This window comes from Streptomyces sp. NPDC102437, assembly GCF_044765565.1.
Taxonomy (GTDB): Bacteria; Actinomycetota; Actinomycetes; order Streptomycetales; family Streptomycetaceae; genus Streptomyces.
On the sequence record NZ_JBIWKI010000061.1, the window covers coordinates 18,315 to 30,640 of the forward strand.

Genomic DNA, 12,326 nt, shown 5'->3' on the forward strand with positions numbered 1-12,326 from the left:
AGATCTGATACATGAAGTACATGCCGGGGACCCTAACCCGTCCCCGTACGCACGCGCACGGGGTTTTCGGGACGTCCCACCGGTCCGCTCAGTCCTCCACGACCAGCGCCGGGGTCTCCTTGGTCAGCACCTCGCCGCGGAAGAACGACGGGCTGCGGCGCTGCATCACCAGCATCAGCACCACGCCGAGCAGCAGCAGCCCGACACCGATGACGAACACCGAGCCGACCCCGAAGACCGACGAGCCGGAGCCGTAGGCCGGGTCCCACATGTCGTAGAGGGTCTTGCCGAAGACCGCGGTGAGCAGGATTCCGCCGACGCCCGGGAACAGGCCCTTGAAGACCAGGTCGCGGAAGGAGCGGGTCAGGTCGGCGCGGAAGAACCAGACGCAGGCGAACGCCGTCAGCGCGTAGTAGAAGCAGATCATGAGGCCGAGCGCGTAGATCGTGTCGACCAGGACGTGCTCGCTGACCAGGGTCATGACCGTGTAGAAGACACCGGTCGCGACGCCCGCCGTGATCGTGGCCTTCCCCGGGGTCCGGAAGCGCGGGTGGACCCGGGCGTACGAGGCGGGCAGGGCCTCGTACGTGGACATCGCGAGCACCGTGCGGGCCACCGGGATGAAGGTGGTCTGCAGGCTCGCGGCGGCCGAGGCGAGCACGGCGACGAAGAGCAGGATGCCGAGGCCGGGGCCCATGACCGGACCGGCCAGCGCGGCGAAGACGTTGTCGGAGGTGCCGGGGTTGGCCAGGCCGAGCCCGGAGGTGCCGGAGCCGACGGCCATCTGGGCGGCGACGCCGGTCGCCAGGTAGGAGCCGACGAGCACGACCATCGCGATGAGCGCGGCCCGCCCGGGGGTCTTCTCGCTGCCGGTGGTCTCCTCGTTGGCGGTCAGACAGGCGTCCCAGCCCCAGAACATGAAGATCGACAGCGACAGACCGGCGGTGAACGCGGCGAACGACTGCACGGCGAACGGGTTCAGCCAGGACCAGGAGAAGTCCAGCGACGAGGCGAACTCGCCGCTGTGCGCCTTCTGCACGGCCATCGCAACGAACACCGCGAGGACGACGAGCTGGAGCCCCACCAGCGCGTACTGGATGCCCTTGGTGGCCGTCATCCCCCGGTAGCTGATCGCCGTGGCGACCGCGATCAGGGCGAGGCAGGTGACGATGTGGACGGGCTTGTTGTCGTCCAGGGCGGCGATGGAGCTGTTGCCGGTGATCTCGCCCGCCAGCAGCCAGAAGTACGAGGTGGCGACACCCGCCAGGTTCGACAGGACGATGATCGTCGCGATGACCAGACCCCAGCCGCACATCCAGCCGACGCGCGGGCCGAACGCCTTGACCGTCCAGGTGAACGAGGTGCCGCAGTCCGGCATGGCCTTGTTGAGCTCGCGGTACGCGAAGGCCACGAGCAGCATCGGCAGGAAGCCGGCCAGGAAGACGGCGGGCATCTGCACGCCGACCTCGCCCGCGGTGGAGCCGAGGGTGGAGGTGAGGCAGTAGACGGGGGCGACGGTGGAGATGCCGATGACGGCGCTGCCCATCAGCCCGACGGAGTTCCCGCCGAGCCCCTTGCCGCGTACCCCGCCGTCGGCCGGGGCAGCGCCCCTTGCCGTGTCTCCGGCCTGTGGCCGCACGTCCAGCTGAGTCATGAAAAGGACGATAAACGCTGCGATTTCCACATCCGGAACGCGAGACTCCGCCGTCTCAGCCTTGAATTCCAGGCAACAATACGGAAAGACCTTGATTAATTGAAGGCCATTTACGACCCCCACCTTCCGATGCGAGGCCGAGACCCGACCACAGCACCGTACGGGAACCGCAGCACTGTCCGTTTTGGGGGCATTCAAAATTTTCCGTGGGTGTCCGCTGAGCGGACACCCACGGGTTGCGTCTACCGGTTCAGCCGGGCCAGACGATCGACTGGAGTTCGCTGTACGCGTGCAGGGCGTACGAGCCGACATCGCGCCCGACACCGCTCTTCTTGAACCCGCCGAACGGGGCCTCCATGTTCCGCCCGATGGTGTTCACACCGACCCCGCCGGCCCGCAGCCGGCGGGCGACCCGGAAGGCGCGGGCCACGTCCGAGGACCAGACGTAGTCGATCAGCCCGTAGTCGCTGTCGTTGGCCAGCGCGATGCCCTCCTCCTCGTCGTCGAAGGGGACGACCACCACGACCGGGCCGAAGATCTCCTCGCGGACGACGCGCATCTCGTTGGTGCAGTCGGCGAGCAGGGTCGGGGCGACATAGAAACCGCGGTCGAGTCCGGCCGGGCGTTCGCCGCCCGTGACCACCCTCGCCCCCTCCTTCCGGCCCAGCTCCACGTACGACTCGACGCGGTCGCGGTGGGCGGCAGAGATGACCGGGCCGACGACCGTGCCCCTGGCCGCCGGATCACCCACCTTCAGATGACCGGCGTAGGCGGCGAGCTTCTCGATCAGCGCGTCATGGACATCGCGCTGGACCAGGACCCGGGTCGGAGCCGTACAGATCTGACCGCTGTAGAAGGAGAACGTGGTGCCGATGCCCGCCACCGCCGAGTCGAGGTCCGCGTCGTCGAGGACGACCGCGGCGCCCTTCCCGCCCAGCTCCATCAGCTGCCGCTTCATCCCGCGCCCGCACACCTCGGCGATGCGCTGCCCGACCCCCGTGGAGCCGGTGAAGCTGACCATGTCGACGTCCCCGGAGTCGACGGCCGCCTCGCCCGCCTCCGGGCCCGACCCCGTGACGACGTTGACGACGCCCGGCGGAACGCCCGCCTCCTCCAGCGCCTGGGCCATCCGGAAGACGGAGAGCGGGTCCTGCGGGGCGGGCTTCACGACGACCGTGTTGCCCATGGCCAGCGCGGGCGCCACCTTGCCCGCCGGGTTGGCCCAGGGGTTGTTGTACGAGGTGATGCAGGTGACGACGCCGACCGGCTGGCGCACGGCCAGGGCCCCGAAGACCCCCGCCCGCCCCATCGGCCCGGCCTCGTTGATCTGCGGCGTGATCGCCTCCTCGACCGGCTCCAGCGCGCCCCTGGCGTACCGCCGGAAGCGGGAGGCACCGACGGCGACCTGCATGCCGCGGGCCGTCCCCGTGGTGGCGCCGCTCTCCGCGCGGGCCAGCGCGGCGTTGCCGTCGAGGTCGCGCAGCATCAGGCCGGCCGCCCGGTCGAGGATCTCGGCCCGCTCCTCGGGGCGGGTGCGCGACCAGGTGCCGAAGGCCTCCCGGGCCGCGGCCGCCGCCGCGTACACCTGCTCGCGGCTCGCCTCCGGGGCGAGGCCGACCACCTCCTCGGTGGCAGGGTCGATCACCTCGTAGTGGCCGTGGTCGGGTTCGGTCCACCGGCCGCCGATGAGCAGTTTCCGACTGTTCGCGTTCATACCGTGCTCACCGTCCGGGTGTCGCGGCCGGAACGGAGCACCGTGCCGGGGACCGCGCCGGTCACCTTGTCGTCGCGCAGCGTCTCCACCCCGTTGACCCGGACCGACACGATGCCGATGGCCTTGGAGTCGAGCCGGGGGCTGTCGCCGGGCAAATCGTGGACGAGGGTGGCGGGACCCGCGTCGATGCGTTCCGGGTCGAAGAGCACGAGGTCGGCGTGGAAGCCCTCCTCGATCCGGCCCCGGTCGCGGAGTCCGAAGAGCCGGGCGGGGTCGTCGGTCAGCATCTTCACGGCCCGCTCCAGGGGGACGAGCCTGCGCCCGCGCAGGCAGTCGCCGAGGAACCGGGTGGTGTACGGGGCACCGCACATCCGGTCCAGGTGCGCGCCCGCGTCGGAGCCGCCGAGCATGACGTCCTCGTGCTCCCAGGTCTCGCGGCGCAGTGCCCAGGACGCGGGGTCGTTGTCGGTGGGCATCGGCCACAGCACGGTGCGCAGCTCGTCGGCGGCGCAGATCTCGACGAGGCAGTGGAAGGGGTCGAGACCGCGCTCGGCGGCGATGTCGCGCACCACGCGCCCGGTCAGTCCCTCGTTGGCCTCGCTGTAGGTGTCGCCGATGACGTACCGGCCGAAGTCGGCGAGGCGGCGGAAGACTCCGGCCTCCTTGCTGTCGGCGCGGCGGAGCATCTCGGCGCGGGTTCCGGCGTCGCGGAGCCGTTCGATGCGCTCGGGGACGGGGAGGGCGAGGATCTCGCCCCAGCCGGGTATGAGGTTGAGGGCGCAGAAGGTGCCGAGCGACATGTTCATCGGGGTGAGGATCGGCATGGTCAGCGCGACGATCCGGCCCCCGGCCCGGCGGGCCCGTTCGCTGGGCACCAGCTGACGGGGTACGCGTTCGGGGACGGCCGCGTCGATGGTGAGGACGTTCCAGTTCAGCGGGCGTCCGGCGGTGGCGGTCATGTCGACGAGCAGCTCGATCTCCTCGTCGGAGAACTGGTCGAGGCAGCCGGCCACGATCGCTTCGAGCTGGGTGCCCTCGTGCTCGCCGACGGCCCGGGAGAGGGCGAGGAGCTCCTCGGGCAGGGCGTGCCGGGAGGCGACGGGCTGCCCGTCGCCGTCGGAGTGGGTGCTGGACTGGGTGGTGGACAGCCCCCAGGCCCCGGCGTCCATCGCGTCGTGGAACAGCGCGAGCATGGCGTCGAGCTGCTCGGCGGTGGGCTGTCCGCCGATCGCGTCGGCGCCCATGACGTGCCTGCGCAGGGCGCAGTGCCCGACCATGAACCCGGCGTTGACGGCGATCCGCCCTTCGAGGGCGTCGAGGTACTCGCGGAAGCTGGACCAGGTCCAGTCGACGCCCTCCTCCAGCGCCTTGAGGGCCATGCCCTCCACCCGCGACATCATCCGGCGGGTGTAGTCGGCGTCCTCGGGGCGCTCGGGGTGCAGCGGTGCGAGGGTGAACCCGCAGTTGCCCCCGGCGACGGTGGTGACGCCGTGGTTCATGGACGGGGTGGCGTACGGGTCCCAGAAGAGCTGGGCGTCGTAGTGGGTGTGCGGGTCGACGAACCCGGGCGCGAGGACGAGGCCGGTGGCGTCCTCGGTGGTGACGGCCTCCTCGGTGAGCGTGCCCGGTTCGGCGACGACGGCGATGCGGCCGTCGCGGATGCCGATGTCGGCGGGGTACGAGGGCCCGCCGGTGCCGTCCACTACGGTCGCTCCGCGGATGAGGTGGTCGAGCATGGCGGGGTTCCCTTCTGTGGTGGGTGGATGTGCAGCCGGGGTGCGCACGGCCGCGGTACGCACCCCGGCCCCACGGAGCGGCGGTCCGGGAAGACGCCGCTGATCTGGAAGCCCCTCCGGCGATCGAGGAGCGGGGGTCCGGGGGCTCTGCCCCCGGAAACCACTACGCCGCGTCGCGGAAGCGGGACGTCCGGTGCACCGGGTCCGTGTCGATCTTCGGAATCACGTGCTCACCGATCAGCTTGATCGAGTTCAGCGTGTCCTCACGGCTCACCCCGATCGGCAGCCCGAAGCTCAGCTGGTCCGCCCCCGCCTGCTCCCACCTCTTGCACTGCCCCAGCACCTCGTCCGGGTCGCCGCAGATCATCAGCTCCTCGGCGATCAGCAGCTCGATGATCTCCTCGGTGTACTCCGGGAGCAGCTCGGGCCACTCCGGGATCCCCTCCGGCCGGGGGAAGGTGTCGTGGTAGCGGAAGAGCAGCGACTGGAGGTAGTTCAGTCCGCCGCCCACCGCGATCTCGACGGCCTTGGCGTGCGTCTCGGCGCAGATGGCCGTGGAGGTGACCATGACGTTGTCGTTGACGAAGTCCCCGACGGGCTCCGCCTCCTTGACGGCGTTCTTGTAGGACTCGACGACCCACTCCATGTCGGAGACCTTCTGGACGCTGAAGCCCAGCACGCCGAGCCCCTTCCTGCCCGCCATCGCGTACGAGGACGGCGAGCCGGCCGCGTACCACATCGCCGGGTGCGACTTCCCGTACGGCTTGGGCAGGATCTTGCGCGGCGGCAGCGACCAGTGCTTGCCCTGGAAGCCGACGTACTCGTCCTGGAGCCACATCTTGGGGAACTCGGCGATGGTCTCTTCCCAGAGTTCCTTGGTGTGGTTCATGTCGGTGATGCCCGGCATGAACCCGAGGATCTCGTGGCTGCCGGCCCCGCGCCCCGAGCCGAACTCGAAGCGTCCCTCCGAAAGGTGGTCGAGCATGGCGACCTTCTCGGCCACCTTCACCGGGTGGTTGACCGGGGCCAGCGGGTTGAAGATGCCGGACCCGAGGTGGATGCGGTCGGTGGCGTGCGCGAGGTAGCCCAGGTACACGTCGTTGGCCGAGATGTGCGAGTACTCCTCCAGGAAGTGGTGCTCGGAGGCCCAGGCGTACTTGAAGCCGGACTTGTCCGCCTGGATGACGTACTCGGTCTCCTCGATCAGCGCCTTGTGCTCTGCCCCGGGGTCGACCTTGGCCCGCGCGGCGGGCACATACCCCTGTACAAAGAGCCCGAATTCCAAGGGGGTTCACCGTCCTCAATCGTTTCTGACACTCCGTCAGATCTTGATGCGTCCGACTGTTCCACCGGCACCGTTACCCGTCAATACCTGACGCATCGTCAGCTAGGGTCGGCTCAGAACAGGCTGACGCCCGCCAGCCATCCCCCGTCGATGACGAACGGCTGCCCGGTGATGTACGAGGAGTCGTCCGAGGTCAGGAAGAGCGCGAGCGCCGCCACCTCCTCCGGCTGCCCGATCCGGCCCAGCGGCACCAGCTTCCGGTACAGCTCGGCCACCGCGGCCTTGGACTCCTCCGGGTCGGCGGACGGGTCCAGCGCCGCCGGGTTGGTCATCGCGGTGTCCACGGCCCCGGGGCAGACGGCGTTGACCCGTATCCCCTTCGCGGCCAGCTCCATCGCGGCCACCCGGGTCAGCCCGAGCACCGCGTGCTTGGTGGCGGCGTACGCACCCACGAACGCCATGCCCGTGAGCCCGGTGTACGAGGCGGTGTTGACGATGGTCCCGCCGCCCGCCGCCTCGATCTCGGGTGCGACGTTCTTGATCCCTAGGAACGCGCCCACCTGGTTGACCTGCACCACCTGCTGGAACTCCTCCAGCGGCGTACTCAGGAGCTCGTTGAACCGGAGAATCCCGGCGTTGTTGACCAGCCCGTCGATCCTCCCGAAGGCGTCCTTCGCGGCGGCGACCGCGCCCTGCCAGTCCTCCTCCCGGCTCACGTCCAGGTGGACGAACCTGGCGGCCTCCTTCCCCAGCTCGCCCCGCAGCTCCTCGGCCAGCGCCTCGCCCTGCTCGTCGAGCACATCGGCGATCACCACCCGTGCGCCCTCCGCGGCGAAGAGCCGCGCCTCCGCCTCACCCTGCCCGCGCGCCGCCCCGCTGATCAGTACGACCCGCCCGTCCAGCTTGCCCATGGCCTGACTCCTACCTGTCGAGATGGGGTGCGACCTCGGCGGCGAACACCGCCATCTGGTCGGTCAGTTCACTGCGGCTCCGGCTGCGGAACCGCACCTGGATCTGGTGGACGCCCATGGCCGCGTACGCGCGCAGCGACTGAGCGAGGGCCTCCGGCTTCCCGGTGAGGGTGCGCCGCCCGACGGACCAGTCCGGCTCACCGACGTACAGCGGCTCGGTGATCGCACCGATGACGATCGGTGCCTCGACCCCGGCCGCTTCCCGCAACTCCTTCAGCCGGGCGATCTGCGCGGGCAGCTTCTCCCGGGGATCACCCTGCGGCAGCCAGCCGTCGCCCCGCACGGCCGCCCGGCGCACCGCCGCCGGCGAGGAGCCGCCCACCCAGACCGGCACCCGATCCTGGGCCGGACGCGGCAGCTGCCCGAGGCCGCCGAAGGAGATCCGCTCCCCCGCGAACTCCGGGTACTCCTCCGGCCCGAGCGCCGCCTTCAGCGCGTCGATGGTCTCGTCGAGCACCCGGCCCCGCCCGTCGAAGTCCGCCCCGAGCGCCTCGAACTCCTCCGCCACGTGCCCGGCGCCCACGCCGAGGATCAGCCGGCCACCGCAGAGGTGGTCGAGGGTGGCGTACTGCTTGGCGGTGACCAGCGGATGTCGCAGCCCGACGACGGCGACATGGCTCATCAGCAGGACCCGCTCGGTGATCCCGGCGAGATAGGCGAGGGTGGCGACCGGGTCGTACCAGACGGTGCTCATGACCCCGGCGAGCCGCCGCGGGATCGCGACGTGGTCGCAGCTCGCCAGATAGGCGAAGCCGGTGCGATCGGCGGTCCGGGCGATCTCGGCGAGGTCGTCCGGACCGGCCGCCGCCTCCCACCCCTCGGCATAGATGGTGCTCTGCGACTGGATCGGCAGCTGCATCCCGTACGACAGCGGCCCGGTGGTCGATATCGGCACCGAACGGCCTCCTCCCCAAGGGAATCTGACGCATCGTCACTTGACGGGCGCGGGGGCCATCGTGATACCTGACGGCGCATCAGGCAAGGGGCGGGAAAGGAGTGGTTACGGGGCCGGGGGCCTGCCGTCGGCGTCCCGGAACAGGAACTCGCCCTCGATCTCCAGCCGGGTCGGGGCCTTGCTACCGTCGTAGAAGTTCACGTCGTCGCACTCCCCGGTCCAGCGCAGCCGGAGCAGCTCGCCCTCGCGCGCGACCACCGTGATCCGGTTGTTCCGCAGCGGTTCGTGCTCGAAGTAGTAGAGCAGCGACATGGCCGAGTCCTCTCCCTCGGCCACCCCGGGCATCAGGAACGTACGCCCGACCAGCCGGTCGATGTCCGCCTCGGCTGCCGTCATTGCGACGCCCACCTCGGCGGACGGGGCCGCGCCCGCATCGGCCGTGTCCTCGCAGCGCCGCGCGGCGTCCGGGTCCGCCAGCGCCTCGAACCAGACGGTCACCCCGGCGTCCGCGTCACCGTCGTACGAGCGGATCACCCGCACCTGCGCCGTGTCGAGGCCGTACTCCTCATCACCGTTGAACCGGTGCAGCACCAGGCGCCCGCCGGGGACCGCCCCCTCGCCCCGCGACCCTCCCATGGCCACCACCTCCGGGCCCAGCCTCGCACGGGGGAGCGGGCGTCGCGGCGAGGCCGGAGCCGGGGCGCAGGGGTGGCGGCGTCCGGCGCCGCGCCGGGTGCCGCCTCCGACGACGTGTCCGCCGCCGGTCCAGGGCCTTACGTTTGGATCAGGCCGGATCAGTGAGCGGGGTCTGATGCGTGCGATCGCAAGGTGGAGGAGGGAGGCATGGCGGCGCCATGGCGACCGACGACAACGCGGAGGGGGTCCCCCTGGCCCTTGAGGCCTTGGGGGAGTGCGTGCCGGACCCCGCGGGCCCGGCCTGATCCGAACGAGAGGCCCTACGCGTCGGCGTCGCCCTCGTAGTCGTCCCCGCCGGTCGCCGCGCTCTCGGGAGCCGCGCCACTCCCCGGTGCCACGCCCTCGTCCTCGTCGCCCTCGTCCTCGTTCTCGTTCTCGTCCGGCGCGGCCTGGACACCCACGCCCTGCGAGGAGGACACGTTCTGGTCGATGGCGCCGCCGCCGCCGTCGTGGTCGCTGCCCGCCGTGCCCTTGCTCAGGGGGCCCAGCACATTGAGCGTCCGGTCCACCTCCAGCCAGGAGTCGGCGTTGGAGTTGTCGATGGTGACCAGGGACGGACCGTGGTGCGTCTCCATGCCGCCGTCGGGGGCGTCGGCCCGGGCCGCTCCGGCGGCCAACTGGCCCTGGCAGAGCGCCCCGAGGGCGATCACCAGGACCGCACGCGCCTTCGACGAGGTGAATCCCATGTTCCTGCTCTTCCTTCTGCCTGTGATGCACATGGCGCCGGGGCCCCGCGGTGCGCGGTGACGCACCATCAGGGCCCGGCATTCGGACGGTTCGGTGACCAGCCGGGTCGACCGCACTCGGCGCGACGTCCGGATCAGACGACCGCGGGCTCATGGACGGGGTGGTGCCTGCTGATGTTCTTCTCCAGCAGCTCCGTCGAGCGCTGCACCCCGATCCCCTCGGCGGGCACGAACTCGGGGAGCCGCCCGTCGGACTGCTTGAGGTCCGTCAGCGCGCTGTCGATGGCCGCGTGCGCGGCGAAGAGGCAGGGCGTGCTGTAGATGGCCACCTGGCACTCCAGGTCGGTCAGTTCGGAGAGGGAGAGCCTGGGCGACTTGCCGCCCGCGATCTGGTTGAAGAGCAGCGGTTTGTCGCCGACCACCTTCCGGATGCGCTTGATCCACTCGACGCTGCGCACCCCGTCGACCAGGACGACATCGGCGTCCGTCTCGGCGAGCGCCTCCGCGCGGCGCAGGATGTCGGACTCCTCCGTGGCGTCCGTGCGGGCCACGACCACCAGGTCCCGCCTGCTCTCCAGTACGAGGTTGAGCTTCTCCAGGTACTCCTCCAGCGGCAGCACCTGCTTGCCGTCCGCGTGGCCGCACCTGCGCGGGCGCTTCTGGTCCTCCAGGATGACGCCGGAGGCGCCGATCCGCTCCAGCCGCTGCACCACGTGGCAGGCCACCTCGGGGTCGACGTAGCCGTCGTCGATGTCCACCAGCAGGTGGTGGGAGGGGAAGGCCAGCCGCAGCCGCTCCACGAAGGCGACCATGTCCGGCCAGGCGATGAAGCCGATGTCGGGCAGCCCGTAGTGGGAGGCGGCGAAGCCGAAGCCGGACACGAAGAATCCGTCGTAGTGGCGGGCCACGACGGAGGCCGAGTACATGTCGTAGATACCGATGAGCGGAGTCGTTCCCGGGGACCGGACTTCGTCCCTCAGCGCAGTTCCGTAACTCACAGCGTCTCTCCTTGACCAATGGATGAACGGGTGTCGAGCGATGCCGTCCCGGGCGCTGCGGGCTCCGTCGACGCCGGGCCCCGGAGCCACTGATGCCGCGGGTGCGGAAGCACCACGCGCGGACCCGCCCGCCGAAAGAGGCGGCGGTGTTCCGACCGCACGGGACGCATGAAATCTGCCCTCTTGTGAAGACTCGTATATCTATACAGCCGTGACCGTGTCTTTACCCTAGAACGCGGCGCTTTTTACCTTGCGTGCGATTCCTCCCGGGTGTACGCCGGGGGCTTGTTGCAGGCGCACGGAATCCGGTGGGAGCCGCCTTTCGGATCATCCGAAACAACAACTCGGGAAAGCACTGAATACCCTGCACATATGCCGTGTTGACGCTCGGCGGACCGCCGGAACGGCAGCGACGGAAGGGCCGTCCGGCATTCCGCCGGATCGCCGGAGCAGTAACGTTCCACCCCTCGGGGGAAACGTCGACGGCGGATCCATCGATCGAACTGTTCGAGCAGATACCCCACATAATGTTCCAGCCCCCCGTGATCGCCCCGGGCGTCGGACCGGTCCGCCCGAACTCCCGCCACGGCACCGCCGCTTCTCCGCGTCGCTCGGGGCCGCGGAACTCGACGAGGACAACATGAAGCTGCTGCAGCAGAAGATCTCTGCTGCAGCAGCGGCCGGGGGCCATCCCGGTCCCTGTGCGGGTTCGGGACAGCCCCCTCGGAACTGTTCAGGTCATGCAGAGGAAGGAATGCAGACCGCGTACGACTGGACGGTCTGCGCACCTGCACCACTGTTGTACGCGGAGACGTGCCAGGTGTTGGTGGCGGTGTCCGGGTAGCTCGCGGTCCAGTGGATCTCATCGTTCTGCAGCTGATTCAGGGCGCCTCCCCCGGTCAGCACGGTCCCGTCAGGGCAAGTAGCAATGATGTTCTCGACACTGCCGCCGGCGGGAATGGACGTGGCTGCGCTGGTAGCAGTCTGGGACGGACCGACAGGCCCGGCCGGACCGGTGGCACCCGTCGGACCGGTCGCACCATCAATGCCAGCGGCACCGGTCGCACCCGTCGGACCCGTCGCACCATCGACACCAGCCGCACCGGTGGCACCCGTCGGACCCGTCGCACCATCGACACCAGCCGCACCGGTGGCACCCGTCGGACCCGTCGCACCATCAAGGCCAGCGGCACCCGTCGGACCCGTCGGACCGGTCGCACCATCGACACCAGCCGCACCGGTCGCACCCGTCGGACCCGTCGCACCATCAGCACCAGCCGCACCGTCGGCACCGGTCGCACCCGTCGGACCTGTCGCACCATCGGCACCAGCCGCACCGTCGGCACCGGTCGCACCCGTCGGACCCGTCGCACCATCAAGGCCAGCGGCACCGGTCGCACCCGTCGGACCCGTCGCACCATCGGCACCAGCCGCACCGTCGGCACCGGTCGCACCCGTCGGACCGGTCGCACCATCAAGGCCAGCGGCACCGGTCGCACCCGTCGGACCCGTCGCACCATCGACACCAGCCGCACCGGTCGCACCCGTCGGACCCGTCGCACCATCAGCACCAGCCGCACCGTCGGCACCGGTCGCACCCGTCGCACCATCAGCACCAGCCGCACCGTCGGCACCGGTCGCACCCGTCGGACCCGTCGCACCATCGACACCAGCCGCACCGGTCGCACCCG

General features: G+C 70.3%; 10 protein-coding genes. 1 reads left to right on the plus strand and 9 read right to left on the minus strand.

The window, feature by feature from the left end:
- Nucleotides 1-88: 88 nt before the first annotated feature.
- The 9 genes from ACIRJP_RS38200 to ACIRJP_RS38240 all read right to left on the minus strand — a co-directional run bounded on the left by ACIRJP_RS38200 (nucleotide 89) and on the right by ACIRJP_RS38240 (nucleotide 10,635).
- Nucleotides 89-1,654 (minus strand): APC family permease, encoded by a 1,566-nt coding sequence (locus ACIRJP_RS38200; RefSeq protein ID WP_404184909.1) that lies wholly within the window; start codon nucleotides 1,652-1,654, stop codon nucleotides 89-91.
- Nucleotides 1,655-1,904: 250 nt separating this feature from the next.
- Nucleotides 1,905-3,368, minus strand: coding sequence for an aldehyde dehydrogenase family protein (locus ACIRJP_RS38205; RefSeq protein ID WP_404184912.1), 1,464 nt, complete (start codon nucleotides 3,366-3,368; stop codon nucleotides 1,905-1,907).
- Nucleotides 3,365-5,104 (minus strand): amidohydrolase family protein, encoded by a 1,740-nt coding sequence (locus ACIRJP_RS38210; RefSeq protein WP_404184915.1) that lies wholly within the window; start codon nucleotides 5,102-5,104, stop codon nucleotides 3,365-3,367. Before ACIRJP_RS38210 ends, ACIRJP_RS38205 begins: the two co-directional genes overlap by 4 nt.
- A gap of 163 nt (nucleotides 5,105-5,267) precedes the next feature.
- The gene (locus tag ACIRJP_RS38215; RefSeq protein WP_404184918.1) at nucleotides 5,268-6,389 is read right to left on the minus strand and encodes an LLM class flavin-dependent oxidoreductase; all 1,122 of its coding nucleotides are present in this window, start codon (nucleotides 6,387-6,389) and stop codon (nucleotides 5,268-5,270) included.
- 113 nt (nucleotides 6,390-6,502) lie between these two features.
- Nucleotides 6,503-7,300 (minus strand): SDR family NAD(P)-dependent oxidoreductase, encoded by a 798-nt coding sequence (locus ACIRJP_RS38220; RefSeq protein ID WP_404184921.1) that lies wholly within the window; start codon nucleotides 7,298-7,300, stop codon nucleotides 6,503-6,505.
- Nucleotides 7,301-7,310: 10 nt separating this feature from the next.
- Nucleotides 7,311-8,255, minus strand: coding sequence for an LLM class F420-dependent oxidoreductase (locus tag ACIRJP_RS38225; protein ID WP_404184924.1), 945 nt, complete (start codon nucleotides 8,253-8,255; stop codon nucleotides 7,311-7,313).
- Between the two features lie 105 nt (nucleotides 8,256-8,360).
- Entirely contained in the window at nucleotides 8,361-8,891 is a 531-nt protein-coding gene (locus tag ACIRJP_RS38230) for a hypothetical protein (protein ID WP_404184927.1), read from the minus strand.
- Nucleotides 8,892-9,211: 320 nt separating this feature from the next.
- Entirely contained in the window at nucleotides 9,212-9,637 is a 426-nt protein-coding gene (locus tag ACIRJP_RS38235; protein ID WP_404184930.1) for a hypothetical protein, read from the minus strand.
- Between the two features lie 134 nt (nucleotides 9,638-9,771).
- Nucleotides 9,772-10,635, minus strand: coding sequence for an oxaloacetate decarboxylase (locus ACIRJP_RS38240; RefSeq protein WP_404184933.1), 864 nt, complete (start codon nucleotides 10,633-10,635; stop codon nucleotides 9,772-9,774).
- Nucleotides 10,636-11,490: 855 nt separating this feature from the next.
- Between ACIRJP_RS38240 and ACIRJP_RS38245 the strand changes: the two genes are divergently transcribed.
- The coding region (locus tag ACIRJP_RS38245; protein WP_404184936.1) for a hypothetical protein at nucleotides 11,491-12,326 on the plus strand (836 nt) is incomplete at its 3' end.